Source organism: Mesorhizobium sp. 113-3-9, assembly GCF_016756515.1.
Classification (GTDB): Bacteria; Pseudomonadota; Alphaproteobacteria; order Rhizobiales; family Rhizobiaceae; genus Mesorhizobium.
Genome location: NZ_AP023246.1, coordinates 1756291 through 1774996, shown reverse-complemented (window position 1 = coordinate 1774996; position 18706 = coordinate 1756291). Strand labels below are relative to the sequence as shown.

Genomic DNA, 18706 nt, shown 5'->3' with positions numbered 1-18706 from the left:
TAACCAGAATGTCAAGCGGCGAACACAGCCTGTGTGCCGCGAAGGTGGAGGACGGGAAATTGCAGGATGCGGTCTATTTCGTCGCGGCCAAACGCACGCCGATCGGCAAGCTGAATGGCGCGCTCGCCGGCCTTTCGGCGGCGGAACTGGGCGGGCAGCTCATTCAGGCGATGCTGGCCGGAACCGGGCTCGCGCCAGGATCCGTCAGCGAAGTGATCATGGGCCAGGTGCTGACCGGCGGCGCCGGGCAGAACCCGGCAAGACAGGCATCGCTCAAGGCCGGCCTGCCGGTCAGCGTCCCCGCCATGACGGTCAACAAGGTGTGCGGCGCCGGCCAGAAGTCGATCCATCTTGCCGCGCAGGCCATTCGCTGCGGCGACGCCGATTGCGTGATTGCCGGCGGACAGGATTCGATGACATCGGCGCCGCACTTCATTCCAGGCGTTCGCGGCGGCTTGCGCATGGGCGAGCAGGTCGTCAAGGATTCGATGATCACCGACGGGCTGTGGGACGCATTCCATCAGGTCCATATGGGCGTCACGGTCGAGTCGCTGGCGCGGCGCTACCAGATCACGCGCGATGAGCAGGACCGCTTCGCGCTGCGCTCGCAGGAGAAAGCCGACGCCGCCATCCGCTCGGCAAGGTTCGACGATGAGATTGTGCCTGTCTGCGTAAAGACCAGGCAAGGCGATGTCGTTGTCGACCGTGACGAGCACCCAAACCCCTCGACCAGCCTCGCAGGGCTTGGCCGGCTGAAGCCGGTCTTCGAACGAGAGGGGACAATCACGGCCGGCAACTCCTCCGGCCTCAACGATGGGGCCGCCGCCGTGCTGGTGATGTCGGAGACACGGATGAACGAACTCGGGCTAAAGCCCCTCGCCCGCATCGCATCCTACGCCTCGGCGGGTGTCGAGCCGATGGATATGGGGCTGGGCCCTGTCGCGGCGTCGCGCCTTGCGCTGGAGAAGGCCGGCTGGCGGCCGTCCGAGCTCGACGTCATGGAGATCAACGAAGCCTTCGCCGCGCAGGCGATCGCGGTCAACCGCGAGATGGGCTGGAACGAGGAGATCATCAACATGAGTGGCGGCGCCATCGCGCTCGGCCACCCGTTGGCCGGATCCGGCTGCCGCATCGTGGTGACGCTGCTTCACGAGATGACGAGGCGCAAGGCCCGCAAGGGCTTGGCCTCGCTCTGCATAGGCGGCGGCCAGGGTGTGGCGATCTGCCTGGAACGGTGAACGGAGGCTTTGATCGGTTGGCGTCCGAAGGCTTTGCACAACGGCCTTGGCCAAGCCACCTCTGGAATTTCGTCACCGCGAATGACTCCAGCGGCCCGGGAGGATGTGAGGGCCGGCCTTTGGCCGGTCCACATGCGCCTAGATCACTGGCACCATGACATCACGAAGCGGATGCGGCGGCCTGAGGGCGGACTCCACGTCCGAACTCGACATCCCAGCTACGCTCCGCCTGCGCGGCCTCACCGCTTAGTCCGAGTTTGGGGAAAAGCAGTTCAGCAACGTTGAACGCCTCTTCCAGATGCGGGTAGCCCGATGCGATGATCGTCTCGATGCCGATGTCCTGATACTCACGAATCCGCGCCGCGACATTGTCGGGATTGCCGACCAGCGCCGTTCCCGCACCGCCGCGCACCAGCCCGGGTCCCGCCCATAAATTCGGACCGACGACCAGCCGGTCGCGCCGGCCCTGATGAAGCGCCGACATGCGCTTTTGGCCGACGGATTCCGAGATATTGGTGAACCCGTTCTGGGCTTCGGCGATCAGGTCGTCGGTGACATGGCTGATCAGCCGGTCGGCCGCCGCCCAGGCCTCATCTTCCGTTTCGCGCACGATCAGATGAATGCGAAGGCCGAAGCGCATCGTCCGGCCTTGCGCCGCGGCGGCCTTCCTCACGCGATCGATCTTTTCGGCAAGCTGGTCCACCGGCTCGCCCCAGCTCAGATAGGCGTCGACATGCTTGGCGGCGATCGCGATGCCGGCGTCGGATGAGCCTCCGAACCACAGTGGCGGGTGGGGCTGCTGAACTGGCGGGAAGGAAATGTCCGTGCCATGGGCGGACAGATACTTGCCCTCGAAATCAACCGGCTCGCCCGAAAGTATCCGCCGCCAGATGGTGAGGAACTCGTCGGTCTGCGCATAGCGCTCGTCATGACCGAGCTTGTTGCCGTCGCCGGCAAGGTCGGCCGGGTCGGCTCCGGTGACGACATTGAGCAGGACCCGACCACCGGAAATGCGGTCCAGGGTGGCCGCATGGCGCGCGAACAGGGCCGGTGTTCCGCTGCCCGGCCGCAGCGCCACGAGAAACTTGAGCCGTTCGGTGAGCGGGATCAGCCCCGCCGCCACGATCCAGGCATCCTCGCACCGCGTCCCGGTAGGCAGGAGCACGCCCTTGAAGCCAAGCCGGTCGGCGGCCTGGGCAATCTCCCTGAGATATCCGAACGTCGCCGGACGGTGCCGTTCGTCCGTGCCGAGATACGGCCCATCGCCATGGGTCGGCAGGTACCAGTAGAGGTCGACCGGACGGGTGTTGCTGGACATCGGATTGTTCCTTCAGGGGCTGTGGAATGTGGGGCAGGCGTCAGATCTTGCCCTTCCAGGGGATGAGGCGATGCTCCAGCCAGCGCATGCCGCTGGTGAAGGCGAAAGCAAGGATGGCGATGACGATGAGGCCGACGAATACGACATCGGTGGCGAGGAAATTGGCCGCCGACATGATCATGTAGCCAAGGCCCGACTGGGCCGCGATCAACTCGGCCGCGACCAGCGTCGACAGGCCAGCGCCAATGGCAATCTTCAGGCCGGTCATGATTTCCGGCAATGCGGACGGCAGGATGATGCTGGTGAACAGCTGCAAGCGGCTGGCGCCAAGCGACAGCGCGGCATTGATCCGTTCGATGGGTACGGACCTGACACCGGCCTGTGCGGCAAAGCAGATCGGAGCAAAGGTCGACAGCGACAGAAGCACGATCTTGGAAGTCTCGCCGATGCCCAGCCAGATGATCAGCAGCGGCAGGTAGGCCAAAGGCGGCAGGCCCCAATAGAGGTCGATCGGAACGCTGAAGATGCCCTTGACCCAGCGATTGAGCCCCATCAGCAAACCAAGCGGAATGCCAAGGAAAATACCAACGCCGAGCGCCGCGGCGATGCGGCCAAGGCTTGCCAACGTGTGGTCAAGGAGCGTGCCGTTGGCATAACCGTCGGCCCAGACGGCGCTGAACTGGGTCAGTACCTCGGCGGGCGAAGGCAGGAACAGCGGCGAGGCCCAGCCGAAATGCGCGGCGAGGAACCACAATGCGATCAGCGCAGCCAGCGTGACCAGGCTGATGCCGAGCGTGCTTGTCGATGTGGACCGGCGCGGCCGAGCGGACCGCGCACGCTGAGTTGTCGAAGCTGGAAATGAAGTTCCCGAATTGGCGGCAAGCGTCATTGCAAGGTTCCTTTGCGGGCGCCTTCCGGCAGGTGGATGAGCGAGCGGATTTCTTGACGCAGTTCGATGAAACGTGGGTGGGACTGGATTGGCCCGATGTCGCCGGTCTCGGCGAACTCGCGCACGAAATCGGCGTCGAACCGAGCAACGATACGGCCAGGCCGAGGCGACATCACAACGATGGTCGTGCCGAGCGTAAGGGCTTCCTCGATGGAATGGGTGATGAACAGGATCTGCTTGCCGGTCTTGGCCCAGACCGAGGCCAGAAGCTGCTGCATCGTTTCGCGCGTCAGGCTGTCGAGGGCGCCGAAAGGCTCGTCCATCAACAGTATCTTCGGATCTGTGGCCAGCGCACGCGCGATGCCGACGCGCTGGCGCATGCCGCCGGACAGTTCGTAGGGCGGCTTTTCGGCGAAATCGGCGAGCCCGACCAGTTCCAGCAGGCGTCGTGATTGCTCACGTCGGTCGCCGCGCCGCACGCCTCGGTATTTCAGGCCGAGAGCAACATTGTCCAACACGCTGGCCCAGGGCAGCAACGTATCCTTCTGGAACACGACGCCCCGATCGCCGCCGGGCGCGACAATCTCCTTTCCGTCCAGCGTGATCGAGCCTTCGGTTAGCGGCAGGAAGCCGGCGATCGCGTTGAGCAATGTCGACTTGCCGCATCCGGAAGCTCCGACCGCGACGACGATGGAATCCGGGGCGATGTCGAGCGAGACGTGATCGAGCGCGTGTACCTCCTGGCCGTCCGAGGCTGGAAAGGTGACGCTGGCGTCGCGAATTCGAAGCATGGTGGCCTCCAGGCAGTCTGGCTGGCGGGATTTCCGCCAGCCAGAACCGAATGTCGTTCGGGGATTTCTAGTTGGAGGCCTTGGCGGCCTCCGCATATTGCGGATCGGCGGCCGCGGCGTAGCTGTCCTTGATGGTGGTGATCTTCTTCTGGTCCTTCAGGAAGCCCGCGGTGTCCTTGAGGATCTTCGCAACGGCGCTCTTGTCGCCACCACCCAGCCATTTATCCGACACCTGCTCGTCAAGCGGCGGAACGACAGTCGTCTTCAATTGCTCGGAATTCTCGGCCGCCGTGCCGCCCTGCAATTTGGCGATCGCCTTGGCGTTCTCGGAGTTCGGTCCCCAGGCGGCCGGATTGCCGAGATAGGACGTGGTGTAGCCGTCGATCAGCCGGACATACTGGCCAAGGAAGTCGGGATTGGCCTTGGCGAAATCGCCAGTCACGACCAGCGCGCTGAAGGTCGGCGCGCCACGATCGGCAACCTGGCCGGCCGTGAGCAGGACCTTGCCGTTCTTCTTGAGTTCGGAGAGTGCGGGATCCCAGACGAAGGCACCGTCGATGTCGCCGCGCTTCCAGGCCGCGACAATCTCGGGCTGTGGAATGGCGATGACCTGGGTTTCCTTCTCGGAAATGCCTTCCTGCTTGAGCACGGCGAGAAGCTGGTAGTGGTCGGTGGAGACCGGCGCGGCGGCGAGCTTCTTGCCCCGCAGGTCGGCCGGGGTCTTGATCTCGGGCCGGACAACCAGGGCTTCGCCGTCACGAGAGACCGACGAGATGTAGAACGCCTTCACGTCGATGCCCTTGCTGACGGCAGCGGCGAACGGGCTCGATCCGACATCCCCGATCTGGACGTCGCCGGACGCGATGGCGGCAAAGATGTCGGCGCCCGAGTTGAAGCGGCGGAACTCAATGTCCCAACCGGTCTTCTTGGCAAGATCACCATTGGCGATGCCGAGATTGTAGGGATTGGCACCGGTCTGGTAGGCGATGACGACTTTCTTGTCGGCGGCGTGCGCTGCAGCGGAAATGGCTGCCAGGGCAAACCCGACAAGGGTGGCGGAAATCAGCTTTCGCATGGCATTCAGTCCTTTTGAACAGAGGGCAAACCCCTCGATTGCCCGCCCTGGCCAAGAGCGTCGGACTAAATTCCACTTAACTTATAGACTTAGATAGAAATGAAATTCTGAAATGCGGCTCGCCTTTGAAAAAGAAGCAGGCCCCAACATCGGGTTTGTCGCGCGTGGCGACTGTCGAGCCAAATCTGGTGCCTGGACCGCACAATTGGCGTCGGCCGGTATCCGCGTCCATTTCGTCACGAACCCGAAGCCGGGACCACGCGGATGGTACATTCTCGACGGAAGGCGATGATTGGCTCCTTCAGCGCGCCAATGGACAGCTGTCGCTTCAAGTCACCGCGCCACAACCTTTTTCGACCGGGGACCGGAAACCTACTGCGGCTTGTCGCTCGGCGCCCATTTGAAGTGATCGCCGTCTTTCTCGATATAGCCGACACCGGGGAAGGGGAAATGTGGCGCAAAGATCATTTCGTGGTCCTTGGCCAGTGTCGCCAAAGTCTTGGCCCGGTTGTGCTCCGCCTCCGGCTTGTCGCCGTCGAACGCCACCGCCCAGTCGGGCTTGGCAAGCGAGAGGATCGAACTGTGCACGGTATCGCCGATATCGAAAAGCCGTTCTTTTCCGGATTTGATCTGATAGCCGACATGGCCTGGCGTATGGCCCTTGAGCGCTACCGAGGTGATGCCTGGGGCCACCTGGGCGCCGGCCTTGAACGGTTTCACGTGATCGGCGATCACCTTGACGATATCGGCCACTGCCTTGTTGGACTTGGCAAAATTCCACTCCACGTCCGACATCCGTATCGTGGCGTTGGGGAAAGCGAGTTGCCCGTCCTTGACCAGCCCTCCGATATGATCGGGGTGAGAATGGGTGATCAATATTTCACTGACGTCACCTGCTTTCACGCCGGCCCTGGACAGGCTGTCCTGCAGCGCGCCGCCGACCCCTGTGTCGATCAGCACAGAGCTGTTCTTCGATTTCACCAGCAAGGCATCGACGCTCAGCGTGATGGTATCGGTCGGAGCCCCCGCGGCCTTGAGCAATTCGCCGACCTCCGCGGGGCTGTGATCGAGGCCGAAGGTCGTGCCATCGTTTGGCTTCACGAACTGGGCGTCATGCAAGGCGATAATGTCAAACTCGCCAAGCTTGAACGACTTGGCGTCCGGCTGCTGCGCAGGCATCTGCGCCATTGCAAACCCCTGATGCAGAACCACCAAGGCCGTCACGGCCATCAGCCTGACCGTGGAATTGAACCTTGTCATATGGGTATCCTCTCGCTGCGGGCGGCGCGACCGTAACGGATTACCTCCACCGCGACAGGCAGTTTGGGGCTCCGTTCGATCACAAATGCGCTAGCGGATATAGGTCTCAAGCATGCTCCGGCAACGCTAGTCCGTGGCCGATCCCCGTTTTCCTGGGACGAGTTCACGAAGCTGGCGCACAAGCCTTCCCCAACGCCGCCCTTGGCGATGGCGTAGTCGAGGTAGGCATCGTCCTCTTCCGTACGGATCATGCGACGGCGAGGCATCCGCATTTCCAAGCGAGGCGAGCCGGCAAGCCGGCAAGGAAAAGCCCGCCATGGTTCGCCATGGCGGGCCTCACATGCTGCAACTTCGGTCAGGCTGGCTCAGCCAACCCTGACCACGAAATGCTTGGTCACCGGCTCGATGATCTTCCAGGTTCCCTTGAAATCGGCTTCCACGACGAAAGCGTCGCCGGGGCCCACTTCGACAGGCGTGCCGCCGTCCGGCGTGATGATGATGCGGCCGGCGATCATGTGCACGAACTCGTAGTCGGTGTAGGTCGCGTGATAGGTGCCGGGCGACGCCCGCCAGGTTCCCGATATGACCTTGCCGTCCGCGGTCGTGTGCTGGACCGCGGTTTGCATGGTCGGGTGGCCCTCGACCACGATCCAGCCAGGCAGGTCGCCGGCTTCCGCGTGTTCGACGGGGCCGAATTTGAGGATCGTCTTGTTCGTCATGCCGGGCTCCTTTTGCTTCATCTGTCCGAGAGGTCGGATAGCCGATGCGCATGACGGGAGCAATGCAAATACCAGGAGAACCAGCGGCGCTTCCGCATCAGGCAACCCAGCTAGGGACGTCCCGCTGCCCGCTCCCGCGCTACGGCTTGTGCCGGGCCAAGACGAGTTCGGCCTTGCGGCGCGCCGTTTCCAGCCCGAGACCGATGAAGGCGCGCGCATGCTTTGCGAGCGCCATATTGTCGGTCCACAGATTGCGCCAGATCGCGGTTTTCTTCGACAGGTTCTCATCCACGATCTCCGAGGAGAAGGATTCGAAGCTGAGATCGTCGGCGTAGCCGATTGCCGTCAGCGCATCGAAAATCCCTGCGAAGTCGATGTTGCCGGTGCCCAGGAAGCCGCGATGGCTTTCGCCGATATGGACATAACCGATCTTGCCCGCGGCGTGGCGGATGGCCAGCCCGACATCGGCCTCCTCGATGTTCATGTGGAACGTGTCGAGATGCAGGAAGATGTTGTCCGACCCGGTGTCCTCGATGAAGGCCAAACCTTGCGCGGCGGTGTTGAGCAGATTGCTTTCGAAGCGGTTGACGATCTCGAGATTGAGCGTGACGCCGGCCGCCTTCGCCGTCTCGGCGACCTTGGCCAGCGTTGTCGCACTGCGGTTCCATTGGTCGCGCGTCGGCGCTTCAGCCTGCAAGCCGTGGCTGGCTGACAGAATGCCGGCGACCTTGCTGCCGCCAAGGTCGCGCGTCAGCGCGATGGTCTCGTTGAGGATTTCGACGCCACGCGCGGCGACCGCCTTGTCGGCGCTCGATATGTCGCCGTCGCCGGGCAATCCGATGCTGATCGCCACGCCGAGGCCGAGATCGGCGATACGTTTGGCAAGCCCGCCAATGTCGACATCGGCGGGATCGAGATAGGAGAATTCGATCAGGTCGAAGCCCGCCTCCCTGGTGTTGGCCAGCGTGCGCTCGAGCTCGCTCTGCGCCGAGCTTGCCGACCAGACGAAAGAATGGATTCCGATGCGCGACATGATCGTCTCCGGGTTAGAGCAATTCCAGGAAAAGTGTGAGCGATTTTCCCACAGGAATTGCGTTAAAACAAAGAGATAGAGCGGTTCGCCGTTTCCGTGAAACGGTGAAACGCTCTAGCGGCGATGAGGAAGGCGCGGCCGGATCAACCCGGCCGCGCTTGTGTCGGACGGATCAGCGGGCCGCGGTCCAGCCCTTGTAGTCCTTCAGGTTCTCGGCGGTGATCAGCTTGGGATCGAGCAGCACGGTTGCCTCCGCCGGCTTCTTGCCGGCGAGCAGCTCCGCCGCCATCGTCAGCGACTGGCCGGCCATCACATAGGGGTCCTGCGAGGCCGAGGCCTTGATCATCGAGGTGCCGGAAGAGAGCTCCTTTTCGATATCGGGCGCGCCGTCGACCGCGGTGATGATGAACTCGGAGCGGTTGAGCTGCTTGGCGGCGAGTTGCGCGCCGATCGCGGTCGGATCGTTGATGGCGAACACCGCGTCGATCTTGTCGAAACGGGTGAGCAGCGACTGGAACACCTTCAGGCCGCCGTCGCGCGAACCTTCGGCGTTCTGGTCGTCCGAGAGGATCTTGATGTCGGGATGCTGCGAAAGCACGTTCTTGCAGCCCTTGACCCGCTCCAGGATCGACGACGACGCCGGGCCGTTGAGGATGACGTAGTCACCCTTGCCGCCGGTGTGGTCGACCAGGTACTGGCAGGCTTCCTCGCCGGCCTTGACGTTGTTGGTCATCACGGTGACGTCGGCGCCCGGCGCCGAAACGTCGAAGGCGGCAACGATGATGCCGGCGGCCTGTGCCTTCTTCACCGCCGGTGCGATCGCCTTGGCGTCGACAGCGTTGAGCATGATCACGTCGACGCCGGCGGCGATGAAGGAATCGACCTGCGAGACCTGCTTGTTGAGGTCATAGTCGGCCGAAACCGACGTCACCTCGACCTTCGGGTTGATCTTCTTGGCCGCGTCCTCGATGCCCTTGATGGTGGCGACGAAGAAGGGGTTGCCGAGCAGGCCGACCGAGATGCCGACCTTGTTGAGGTCCTTGGCCGATGCCGGCGCGATGGCGACAGCCGCGAATGCGGCGCCGCAGAGCAGTTTGGCGATGGTCTTCATTACGCTTACTTCCTCCAATTGCCCCGCGCCTCTCACGGTGCGTTACACAAGCCGGCCTTTGATGCCGGCGACCAGGTCACTCACGTTCTCGCCCCTGCCTGGAGCCGGTAGCGGTCGAGGGCGACCGCCACGATGATGACCAATCCCTTGATGATGTACTGCCAGATGTCCGAAACGCCGGCCAAGATGAGCCCGTTGGAGAGCACCGCGATGATCAGGCCGCCGATCAGCGTGCCCCAGATCGAGCCGACGCCGCCGACGAAGCTGGTGCCGCCCAGGATGACCGCGGCGATGGCGTCGAGTTCGTAGGACTGGCCGAGCTGCAGGCCGTTGGCGGCGTAGAGCCTTGCCGCCGACATGGCGCCGCCGAGCCCGGCGAGCAGGCCCGAAACGCCATAGACGAACAGCAGCACCAGCGGCACCTTGATGCCGGTCAGCCGCGCCGCCTCGGCATTGCCGCCGACGGCATAGATCCAGGTGCCGAGCACCGTGCGCTTGAGCACCAGCCAGGACAGCACGACGACCGACAATGCGATGACGACCAGCCAGGGAATGCCGAACAGCGAGCCGTTGCCGATGAAGTCGAACGGCAGGTCGGAGTTGAACACGGTCGTATCCTGCCCGAGCAGGCGGGCAATGCCGCGCACGGCCGTCAGCGAACCCAGCGTGACGATAAAGGGGGGTAGCCTGATATAGGCGACGAGCAGTCCGTTGATGAGGCCAAAGCCGAGGCCGGCCAGGATGGCCGCCGGCACGCCGAGCAGACCCCAGTCAGGCACCAATGACACCAGCACCGCCACCATCGCCGCGGCGGCGAGGATGGAGCCGACCGACAGGTCGATGCCGCCTGTCAGGATGACGAAGGTCATTCCGGCCGCCAGCACGATGTTGATCGACGATTGCTGCGTGACGATGAGCAGGTTGGTTTCGGTGAGGAAGCGGGGATTGATGAACTGGAAGCCGGCCGCCAGCAGCACCAGCACCGGCAGCATGCCAAGTGCGGCGAAGGCGGTGCGCAGCCGGCGGCTCCTGACCGCAGCCTGATCCACGCTCGTCGTCGTTCTGTCGGTCATTCCTGGGCCGCTCCCGTCGCAAGTTCCATGATCGCTTCCTGACGAAGCGGCTCGCCCCCGGATGCAGTCACCTCGCCCGCTATGGTGCCGTCGCGCATCACCAGCACGCGGTCGGCGACGCCGATCACCTCGGGCAATTCGCTGGAGATCATCAGGATGGCGATGCCTTTGTTGGCGAGATTGTCGATCAGCCGGTAGATTTCCGACTTGGCGCCGACATCGACGCCCCGGGTCGGCTCGTCGAGGATGACGACCTTCGGCTCGGTCTCCAGCAGCCGGGCGAGCAGCACCTTCTGCTGGTTGCCGCCCGACAGCGAGCCCGCATTGGCCTGCGCCGAACGGGTACGGATCGACAGGTCGGTAATCGCTTTTGCCGCACGCCTATCGGCGGCGCTGAAATCGCGGAATCCGGCGGCCCGCGCGTCCCTGGCCAGCACGCCCATGTTGATGTTGTCGGAAATCGACATGTCGAGGAACAGGCCGAGTTCCTTGCGGTCCTCGGTGAGGTAGGCGATGCCGGCATCGAGCGCCTCGCGCGGCGAGCCGATGGAGATCGGTTTGCCCTCGAGCTCCACCGTACCCGATATGCGTTTGTCGGCGCCGAAGATCAGCCGGGCGAGTTCGGTGCGGCCGGAACCGACAAGACCCGCCAGGGCCAGCACCTCGCCCTTGTGCAGGTCGAACGAACAGTTCTTCAACAGCCGCCCGTCGGACATGCCGTGCACCGAGAGAGCGACGGCGCGCTTCTCGTCCGGTGGGCGATGATCCTTCTTGTAGAAGGCGGAGAGATCGCGTCCGACCATCATCGACACAAGTCGCGAAGCGTTGAGGTCGGCGCGCTCCAGCGTGCCGACATAGCCGCTGTCGCGCAGCACGCTGACGCGATCGGCGAGCTGGTAGACCTCTTCCATGCGGTGGCTGATGTAGATGATGGCGATGCCTTGCGATTTCAGCGTCGCGATCACCTCGAACAGGCTGTCGGTCTCGCGCGAGGTCAGCGACGTGGTCGGCTCGTCCATGACGATGATGCGCGCATTGGTCGATAGCGCACGCGCAATCTCGACCAGTTGGCGCTCGCCGAGCGACAGGCTGGAGACCAGGGCGCGCGCCGAGAAGGAGACGCCGAGCCGCGCGATGATTTCGTTCGCGCGCCGGCTGCACTGGTCACGGTCGACGATGCCGAAGCGCCGCGGTTCGTTGCCGAGGAAGATGTTCTGCGCCACCGTCAGGTTGGGCGCCAGCGACAGCTCCTGATAGATCACCGCGATACCCGCGGCGCGCGCCTTGATCGGATCGCCGGTCGCGGCTGGCGCGCCATCGATCAGGATCTCGCCGCCGGGATCCGGCCGATAGGCGCCCGACAGCACTTTCATCAGCGTCGACTTGCCGGCGCCGTTTTCGCCCATCAGCGCGTGCAGCTCGCCGGCGTGGACGGTGAGCGAGACATCGTGCAGGGCGCGGATCGCACCGAAAGTCTTGGAGATGTGGCGCATCTCCAGCACTGGGTGACTGCTTGCGTGTTTCTGCGCCGGCACGCTCATCGTGCACCACCCGCAGCCTTGACGGCGGCGCCCTGCGCGGCAATGCGATCGCGCCAGGCGTCGCGATAGCCGGCGAGACCGCCGAAGCGCACCGCATGCACCGGCTCTGGCGCCTCGGCGGCGAATTCGCGCCCAACGCTCTCGAAGGCGAGCGCCGCAGCCCCCGTGGCACTGCCTTCCAGCGAGGCGCCCTGCAGGAAGGCCTGGCCGGGACGCAATTGCGCAATGAGCCCGGCAAGCAGGCCGCCGGCGTTCAGCCCGCCATCGACGATGACGGTGTTTTGCGAATGGATGAGGTCAAGGCAGAGATCGACCATCAGCGCCACATAGAGCAGAGCCGCCGCGGCGCGTTCTCCGGCATCGGGCATGCGCCCGACCAGCCGGCCTGCACTGCCCGGCATCGGCCCGCCCGGCGCGAAGCTCGGCAGCGCCATGATGCCGGCGTCGATCGCTTGTTGGATCGAGCCATGCGGGATCGCGCCTTGCCAGCCGTCGCTGATGAAGGCGAATTCGCGGCCGCCCATGAAGCGGATGGTCGGCACCGGACCGCCGTCGACATCGACATTGACCAGCATGTCGCGCTCGCGGTCGAGCGCATCCAGCGGACAGTCGGGATTGAGCACGATGACCCAGGTGCCGGTCGACACGACGGTCAGCGGGCCAAGGTCCTGCCGGCGATAGGCATGCAGCGCCGCATTCGAGTCGTGAACGCCATTGTGGATGGCGATCGGCCGCGCCGCGCCCGCAAGGCGCCGCTCGCCGATGACCGTGCCGGCGCGCTCGAAGGCCGGCATCCGGCCGCGCCACCCCTGGGCATCGACCAATGAGGAGAAATCGCGCTTGCGCGGCGCCCACAAATGCGAATGGCAACCGAGATAGGACACTTCGCAGGCTGCCCGGCCGCCCAGGCGCCAGCTCCAGTATTGCGGATAGCCGAGGATCGATTTCGCCGCCGCGAACGCATCGGGATCGACCTCCTGCAGCCACAGCATGTGACGACCATAGTTGAAGCCGAGCGGCAGGCGGGGCGAGAACGTCTCGGAGAAGTCCGGGATGCTGCGATCGATCCGCGCGGCGATTTCGGCCGGCGGTTCCTGCTCGTAGTCGAGGATTGGATGCGTCAGCGCCGCGTCATCTACGAGAGCAAAGGTGCAGCCATGGCCGGACACCATCACCCCTTCCACGCCATGGTTTTCGACCGCGTCCGCGACGGCACCGAGTGCCCAATCATGGAGCTCGGCCTCGGCGAGCACGCTGAATCCGTCCTTGCGCGTCCATTTCGGCTGGGTCCGGCGCTCGTCGAGAATGCGTCCGTCCTGGCTGAAGACGAACAGCTTCGAATTGGTCTTGCCGAAATCGAGCACCGCCAGCCTCATGGGATCGCCCCCGAAGTGGAGGCAATCCGCACCATGACCCCGGCATCGTCCAGCATGCGCGCATCGGCATCGGAGAGCCCGTCATCGGTCACCAGCGTGCCGATGCGCGACAGGGGCAGCGCGACATTGCGCGCATGGATCGACAGTTTGCGGCTGTCGGCCAGCACCACGATCTGGTCGGAGCAGAGGCTGAGGTCGACGATGGAGCGCACCAGCAGCGGGTGCGATTCCAGCACCCCTTCCTGGTTGAGACCTTGCGCGCCGAGAAAGAATTTCGATGCGTAGAATGGCGTTGCCTGGGTCAGGGAATGGATGATGCCGGGCTCGCGATGCAGGTCACCACCTGCAACAGTCAGGCTGCAATGGCCGTGGTCGCTGAGATAGGCCGCCAGCGGCATCGAATTGGTGTAGAGGCGGATGTTGCGGTCGGCGAGCTTGACCCCGAGGTGGAAGCAGGTGGAGCCGCCATGGACGATGACGGCGTCGCCATCGCGCACCATGGTCGCCGCTACGGCCGCGATCTGCCGCTTGGCCTCGACGGCAAGGTCACGGTTTTCGTCATAGGGCCTGGCATAGGCAATGCCCGCCTGCGAGGCGCCATCGAGCGCCGAGATGCCGCCATAGACCTTGCGCGCCTCACCGGCCTCGTCGATCCGGTCGATGTCGCGCCTGACCGTTGCAGCCGAAACGCCAAGCCGCTCCTGCAACTCGCGCACCGAGGCAAACGGGCGATCCCGCAGCAGTTCGACGATCTGACGCTGGCGGCCGGAGTCGCTCAACTTTTTCCTCCCAATGCCATTTTCCCATGGCAATTGGCGCAACTTACTCAACATTAGTGAGATTGCAAGCCAGTTTTGATGATAGTAGATCACTATTGACGTAAGTCACTCGCATCTGCGATATCAGCGCCAACAGCGGCCCGGGCGACGGGATTTCGTGCAGCGTGGAAGGAATGGCGCCATGGCAACCCAAGCTGACGCGCAGGAGCTGGCGGCCTTGCGGGCACTTTCAGCCGGCATTGGGCTGGACGCGCATATGACCCAGGCGGCGGGCGGCAACACCTCGCTCAAGGCCGGCGACACGCTTTGGATCAAGGCGTCCGGCACCTGGCTGAAGGATGCACTCACCGACGATATCATGGTGCCGGTGGCGATGGCGCCGCTGCTCAAGGCGGTCGAAGAGCGTAACCCGGCCGCCGACAAGCCGCAGGGCTTCGCCATTGCGGCGCTCAATCCGCGCGGCCTGCGCCCATCGATCGAGACCACGGTGCACGCTTTGATGCCGCAGCGCGTGGTTTTGCATGTCCACTGCGTCGACACGATCTCGCTTGCCGTGCAAGCCGATGGCGAAGCCCAGGTCGCCAAGCGGCTGGGCGGCATCGAATGGGCCTACGTGCCCTATTTCCGGCCTGGCCTGCCGCTTGCCCGCGGCATTGCCGAGAAGCTGCGGCCTGGCGTCGACGTACTGATCCTCGGCAATCACGGGCTGGTCGTCGCCGCAGAAACCATCGCCGAGGCGGATCGTCTGCTCCACCGCGTCCGGTCGCTGCTGGCGCGCCCGGCGCGCGCGACCATCGCACCCGACATCGCGGCCCTGACGGCGCTTGCCGGCGAAGGCGTCTACCGATTGCCGGCGGATGTCGAAGCCCATGCCGTCGCGCTCGATCCGGAAAGCCGCCGCATGGCCGGGGCCGGCAGCCTCTATCCCGACCACGTCATCTTCCTCGGCCAGGGCTCGGTCGTGGCGAGGCCCGGCGAAGACGCCGCGGGTGTCACCGCGCGGCTTGGCGCGGCACCAGTTGCGATCCTGTTCCCCGATGCCGGCGTGCTGATGCGCGGCGATGCCAGCGCCGGCGCGGACGCCATGCAGCGCTGCCTGGCCGACGTGACGGCACGCGTCGATGTCGCGGCCCGATTGAGCTATCTCACCGCCGCCGAGAATGACGAACTGGTCAATTGGGACGCTGAGCAGTATCGCCAGAAGCTGAATGCCGCCGGCTAGCAAAGGACTGAAGACATGATGCCACTTGTCATCGGCATCGATATCGGCACGTCGGGCGCGCGCGCTGTCGCGATGTGCCCGGACTTTTCGATTGCCGGCCAGTCCGCCGTCCGGCTCGACAGATTCGGCCAGGATCCCCGCGCCCCCTCGGCATGGTGGCAAGCGGTCCAGGCGGCTCTGGCGGAACTGCTTTCGGGCATCGACCGCGCCGCGGTCCGTGCCATCGCCGTCGATGGCACGTCGGGTACACTGCTGCCGGTCGACGCCGCGGGGCAGCCGCTGGCCGAGCCGCTGATGTACAACGACAAGGTCGCCGAGGGGGATATACTGGCCGCGATCGCCCGCGAGGCGCCGGACGCAAGCGCCGCCCACGGCGCGACCTCCGGCCTCGCCAAGGCGTTGCGGTTCCAGCATCTGCCCGGTATCGCGGCCGTGCTGCACCAGGCCGACTGGATTGCCGGAAATCTCTCTGGCCGCTTCGATGTCAGCGATGAGAACAATGCCCTGAAGACAGGCTATGACGTCGAGGCCCGCCGCTGGCCGGACTGGATCGCGGCCACCGGCATGCGCATGGACTTGCTGCCTGATGTCATCGAGCCGGGCGACATCACCGGCTCGCTCACCGCGGCCGCCGCGGAACTGTTCGGTTTGTCGCGCAATGTGGTCGTGGTCGCCGGCACCACCGATGGCTGCGCCTCGTTCCTGGCGACGGGCGCCACGGCGGCCGGCGACGGCGTCACGGCGCTGGGATCCTCGCTGACCATCAAGATCCTGTCCGACCGGCCGATCTCGGCGCCACGCTTCGGCATCTACAGCCATCGCCTCGGCGATACCTGGCTGGCCGGCGGTGCATCGAATTCCGGCGGCAAGGTATTGGCTCAGCATTTTCCACTGGCGCGGATCATCGAGCTCAGCGCGGCAATCGATCCCGCAACCGAGACCGGCCTCGACTATTACCCGCTCAGCGTACCAGGCGAGCGGTTCCCGATCGCCGATCCGACCCTGCCGCCACGCCTTGACCCAAGGCCGGCTGACGACACCGACTATCTCAAGGCGATGTTGGAAGGCATGGCCGCGATCGAAGCACTCGGCTATCGCAGATTGGCCGAACTTGGCGCGCCGGCGCTGACATCGGTCAGGAGCGTGGGAGGCGGCGCCGCAAATCCGGCCTGGACCGATATCCGGCGGCGCAAGCTCGGCGTCGACTTCCTGCCCGCACTTTCCGACGAGGCCGCCGCCGGCACCGCGCGGCTGGCGCTGAGGGGTGCAAGCAAGGCAGGACTCCTATGAGCGCGAAAACAATCGAACGACTTGACGGCATCGGACCGCTGGCTGGCCGCTACCAGGTTTTCCTGCTCGACCAGTTCGGCGTGCTGCATGACGGCCAGGCCCCCTATCCAGGCGCTGTAGAGGCATTGTCGGCGCTGAAGCGTGCCGGCAAGACGGTGGTGCTGATTTCCAACTCCGGCAAGCGCGCCAGGCCCAATGAGGATCGCCTGCTGAAGCTCGGCTTCGCCGCCGGAAGCTGGGACCATTTCGTGTCTTCCGGCGAGGTGGCGTGGCGGTCCTTCAATGACATGGCGGCATCGGGAAGGTTGCGCCCGGGCACAAAGTGCCTGCTGATCAGCCGCGACGACGACCGCACTGCGGTCGAAGGCCTGCCCTTTGTGCTGACGCAGGCAGGCGAAGACGCCGAACTGGTGCTGATCTCGGCCAGCGAGGGCGACCGCCATGACCTCGACCATTATCGCCGGCTGCTTGCCCCGGCGGCGGCGCGTCAGGTGCCGTGCTTCTGCACCAATCCCGACAGGATCATGCTGACGGCGGTCGGACCCCGTTTCGGCGCGGGCGAGATCGCCGATCTCTACGAAGAGCTCGGCGGCAGCGTCACCCGCATCGGCAAGCCCTATCCGGCGATTTTCGACGCGGCCCTGGCACTGGCCGGCGAGCCCGATCGCGCCAGCGTGGTCTGTGTTGGCGACAGCGTCGAGCATGATATTGCGGGCGGAAACGGTTCCGGCATCGCCACGGCATTGGTTCTGAGCGGGATACTGGCGGACACACCGGATCTTGCCGCCGTTTTCGACGAGCAGCAGGCCTGGCCAGATTACATTACCGGGTCCTTCAGCCTGCGCTGACCGCCTCGAGCATGCGCCTTGCGCTTTCCTCGTCGGTGATCAGGATCGTCGGCGCGATCAGGTTCATGGCGCCGAGCAGGGCCTCGATCTTCTCCTCGCCGCCAGAGGTCAGGATGCGGATCGGCGCCTTGCGCAGGCGGTCGACATCCACCGACATCACCAGGCTGTTGATCGGATGGTCGACCAGATCGCCATTGCGGTCGAAGAAATGGAACAGAAGGTCGCCGACCGCGCCGCGCGAGACCAGCGCCTCGCGCTCCGCCTCCTTGAGGAAGCCGCCCCGATAGAAGGTCGTCGCCGAGGCAATGCCGCCGATCGACAGCAGCACGGCGTCAAGCGTGTCGGCCATCTCGAAGATTTCCTGCAGGCCGCAGCGCTCCACCAGTGCGATCTTGGTCTCGACGCTGTCGACAACGGCCGGTGTCGGAATGAGATAGCCGTCACCCTGGAAGACTTGGGCGAACCGCCAGGCGAACTCCGCCGGATTGTAGCGACGCGCGACGCCAACGCCGCCCAGCAGCGAGATCACCTTGAAGTCCGAGAGCGACCTGGCGCTGATGAACGGCAGGCTCGAGAACAACGTCCGGCCCCAGCCGACGCCGACGCGCATGCCGGATTTCATCGTATCGGACAGGAAGATCCCGGTCTTGGCGCTGATCGCGGGGATCGGGTCGGCATTGGGCGCGGTGAGCGGCGCCACCAGCGCCTGCTGCAGGCCGAACGTCCGCTCCAGCGCGCGCTCCAGCCGCACGATCTCCGACAATTCGCTCTCGATGGTGATCTTGACCTCGTTGCGCGAACGCGCCTCCGCCAGCATGCGCACGATGGTGACGCGGCCGACGCCAAGCACGTCGGCGATCTCGTTCTGCGTCATCTGCTCGACGAAATACATCCAGGCGGCCCGAATCCTCAGACGATCCGTCCGGCTTTCGCTGACGACCTGTTCGGTCGCTTCGGCTCCCGCCCGACCTTCGTCGATTTGTCGTCGCCTGGCCAAATCATCCCTCCCCCGCGGTGACGGATGCGCGCGCCGTCACCGATTCTGCATGCTGGTCTAGTATCGCCTATTGATCTACCAATCGATAGGAACAATGTAGAGTTGATGGCCGCCCCTTGCTGGCGGCAATCCACGGCACTTTCGAG

At 64.7% G+C, this 18706-nt stretch carries 17 protein-coding genes; 4 read left to right on the top strand and 13 right to left on the bottom strand.

The genetic code is table 11. The features are described from left to right. The first annotated feature begins 8 nt into the window (after nt 1-8). A complete protein-coding gene (locus MesoLj_RS08580; RefSeq protein WP_274609149.1) occupies nt 9-1238 on the top strand; it encodes an acetyl-CoA C-acetyltransferase in 1230 nt (409 codons plus the stop codon). A 160-nt stretch (nt 1239-1398) separates the two neighbouring features. On the opposite strand, the gene ssuD is transcribed toward MesoLj_RS08580, so the two are convergent. The 12 genes from ssuD to MesoLj_RS08520 form a co-directional block, all read right to left on the bottom strand. Next, on the bottom strand, nt 1399-2556 hold the full coding sequence (gene ssuD / locus MesoLj_RS08575) for an FMNH2-dependent alkanesulfonate monooxygenase (RefSeq protein WP_202325725.1): 1158 nt from the start codon (nt 2554-2556) through the stop codon (nt 1399-1401). Between the two features lie 40 nt (nt 2557-2596). Continuing rightward, the gene (locus tag MesoLj_RS08570; RefSeq protein ID WP_140772511.1) at nt 2597-3445 is read right to left on the bottom strand and encodes an ABC transporter permease subunit; all 849 of its coding nucleotides are present in this window, start codon (nt 3443-3445) and stop codon (nt 2597-2599) included. Then, complete coding sequence (locus MesoLj_RS08565) at nt 3442-4236, bottom strand: taurine ABC transporter ATP-binding protein (protein WP_140772513.1); 795 nt, start codon at nt 4234-4236, stop codon at nt 3442-3444. Before MesoLj_RS08565 ends, MesoLj_RS08570 begins: the two co-directional genes overlap by 4 nt. A 67-nt stretch (nt 4237-4303) precedes the next feature. Next, complete coding sequence (gene tauA, locus MesoLj_RS08560) at nt 4304-5311, bottom strand: taurine ABC transporter substrate-binding protein (protein ID WP_202325724.1); 1008 nt, start codon at nt 5309-5311, stop codon at nt 4304-4306. 372 nt (nt 5312-5683) lie between these two features. Then, nucleotides 5684-6571, bottom strand: coding sequence for an MBL fold metallo-hydrolase (locus MesoLj_RS08555; protein WP_202325723.1), 888 nt, complete (start codon nt 6569-6571; stop codon nt 5684-5686). Between the two features lie 365 nt (nt 6572-6936). Further along, on the bottom strand, nt 6937-7290 hold the full coding sequence (locus tag MesoLj_RS08550) for a cupin domain-containing protein (protein WP_027041788.1): 354 nt from the start codon (nt 7288-7290) through the stop codon (nt 6937-6939). Between the two features lie 139 nt (nt 7291-7429). Continuing rightward, nucleotides 7430-8323, bottom strand: coding sequence for a sugar phosphate isomerase/epimerase family protein (locus tag MesoLj_RS08545; protein WP_202325722.1), 894 nt, complete (start codon nt 8321-8323; stop codon nt 7430-7432). A gap of 172 nt (nt 8324-8495) precedes the next feature. Continuing rightward, a complete protein-coding gene (locus MesoLj_RS08540; RefSeq protein ID WP_140772521.1) occupies nt 8496-9434 on the bottom strand; it encodes an ABC transporter substrate-binding protein in 939 nt (312 codons plus the stop codon). A gap of 80 nt (nt 9435-9514) precedes the next feature. Then, the gene (locus MesoLj_RS08535; RefSeq protein WP_140772523.1) at nt 9515-10507 is read right to left on the bottom strand and encodes an ABC transporter permease subunit; all 993 of its coding nucleotides are present in this window, start codon (nt 10505-10507) and stop codon (nt 9515-9517) included. Then, nucleotides 10504-12048 (bottom strand): sugar ABC transporter ATP-binding protein, encoded by a 1545-nt coding sequence (locus tag MesoLj_RS08530; protein ID WP_202325721.1) that lies wholly within the window; start codon nt 12046-12048, stop codon nt 10504-10506. The genes MesoLj_RS08535 and MesoLj_RS08530 overlap by 4 nt, the downstream gene beginning before the upstream one ends. Then, nucleotides 12045-13424: an FGGY-family carbohydrate kinase gene (locus MesoLj_RS08525; protein WP_202325720.1), complete on the bottom strand. Its 1380-nt coding sequence runs from the start codon at nt 13422-13424 to the stop codon at nt 12045-12047. The genes MesoLj_RS08530 and MesoLj_RS08525 overlap by 4 nt, the downstream gene beginning before the upstream one ends. After that, complete coding sequence (locus MesoLj_RS08520; protein ID WP_202325719.1) at nt 13421-14203, bottom strand: DeoR/GlpR family DNA-binding transcription regulator; 783 nt, start codon at nt 14201-14203, stop codon at nt 13421-13423. The genes MesoLj_RS08525 and MesoLj_RS08520 overlap by 4 nt, the downstream gene beginning before the upstream one ends. 181 nt (nt 14204-14384) lie before the next feature. Between MesoLj_RS08520 and MesoLj_RS08515 the strand changes: the two genes are divergently transcribed. Genes MesoLj_RS08515 through MesoLj_RS08505 form a run of 3 tightly spaced genes read left to right on the top strand, consistent with a single transcriptional unit; the run spans nt 14385 to nt 17563 of the window. Then, nucleotides 14385-15425 (top strand): class II aldolase/adducin family protein, encoded by a 1041-nt coding sequence (locus tag MesoLj_RS08515; protein WP_202325718.1) that lies wholly within the window; start codon nt 14385-14387, stop codon nt 15423-15425. Between the two features lie 15 nt (nt 15426-15440). Then, nucleotides 15441-16715: an FGGY-family carbohydrate kinase gene (locus MesoLj_RS08510; protein WP_202325717.1), complete on the top strand. Its 1275-nt coding sequence runs from the start codon at nt 15441-15443 to the stop codon at nt 16713-16715. Next, nucleotides 16712-17563, top strand: a complete 852-nt coding sequence (locus tag MesoLj_RS08505) for a TIGR01459 family HAD-type hydrolase (protein WP_202325716.1) — start codon at nt 16712-16714, stop codon at nt 17561-17563. The genes MesoLj_RS08510 and MesoLj_RS08505 overlap by 4 nt, the downstream gene beginning before the upstream one ends. Here the strand turns inward: MesoLj_RS08505 and MesoLj_RS08500 are convergent. Then, nucleotides 17550-18560, bottom strand: coding sequence for a sugar-binding transcriptional regulator (locus MesoLj_RS08500; protein ID WP_140772536.1), 1011 nt, complete (start codon nt 18558-18560; stop codon nt 17550-17552). The two genes, MesoLj_RS08505 and MesoLj_RS08500, sit on opposite strands and share 14 nt — an antisense overlap. Nucleotides 18561-18706 lie beyond the last annotated feature (146 nt).

Excerpts from the sequence above, each read along its gene's own strand:
- MesoLj_RS08570 (WP_140772511.1), bottom strand. The coding sequence starts at position 3,445 with ATGACGCTTGCCGCCAATTCGGGAACTTCATTTCCAGCTTCGACAACT.
- MesoLj_RS08525 (WP_202325720.1), bottom strand. The coding sequence starts at position 13,424 with ATGAGGCTGGCGGTGCTCGATTTCGGCAAGACCAATTCGAAGCTGTTC.
- MesoLj_RS08515 (WP_202325718.1), top strand. The coding sequence starts at position 14,385 with ATGGCAACCCAAGCTGACGCGCAGGAGCTGGCGGCCTTGCGGGCACTT.
- MesoLj_RS08550 (WP_027041788.1), bottom strand. The coding sequence starts at position 7,290 with ATGACGAACAAGACGATCCTCAAATTCGGCCCCGTCGAACACGCGGAA.
- tauA (WP_202325724.1), bottom strand. The coding sequence starts at position 5,311 with ATGCGAAAGCTGATTTCCGCCACCCTTGTCGGGTTTGCCCTGGCAGCC.
- MesoLj_RS08565 (WP_140772513.1), bottom strand. The coding sequence starts at position 4,236 with ATGCTTCGAATTCGCGACGCCAGCGTCACCTTTCCAGCCTCGGACGGC.
- MesoLj_RS08530 (WP_202325721.1), bottom strand. The coding sequence starts at position 12,048 with ATGAGCGTGCCGGCGCAGAAACACGCAAGCAGTCACCCAGTGCTGGAG.
- MesoLj_RS08555 (WP_202325723.1), bottom strand. The coding sequence starts at position 6,571 with ATGACAAGGTTCAATTCCACGGTCAGGCTGATGGCCGTGACGGCCTTG.
- ssuD (WP_202325725.1), bottom strand. The coding sequence starts at position 2,556 with ATGTCCAGCAACACCCGTCCGGTCGACCTCTACTGGTACCTGCCGACC.
- MesoLj_RS08535 (WP_140772523.1), bottom strand. The coding sequence starts at position 10,507 with ATGACCGACAGAACGACGACGAGCGTGGATCAGGCTGCGGTCAGGAGC.
- MesoLj_RS08510 (WP_202325717.1), top strand. The coding sequence starts at position 15,441 with ATGATGCCACTTGTCATCGGCATCGATATCGGCACGTCGGGCGCGCGC.
- MesoLj_RS08580 (WP_274609149.1), top strand. The coding sequence starts at position 9 with ATGTCAAGCGGCGAACACAGCCTGTGTGCCGCGAAGGTGGAGGACGGG.
- MesoLj_RS08545 (WP_202325722.1), bottom strand. The coding sequence starts at position 8,323 with ATGTCGCGCATCGGAATCCATTCTTTCGTCTGGTCGGCAAGCTCGGCG.
- MesoLj_RS08540 (WP_140772521.1), bottom strand. The coding sequence starts at position 9,434 with ATGAAGACCATCGCCAAACTGCTCTGCGGCGCCGCATTCGCGGCTGTC.
- MesoLj_RS08505 (WP_202325716.1), top strand. The coding sequence starts at position 16,712 with ATGAGCGCGAAAACAATCGAACGACTTGACGGCATCGGACCGCTGGCT.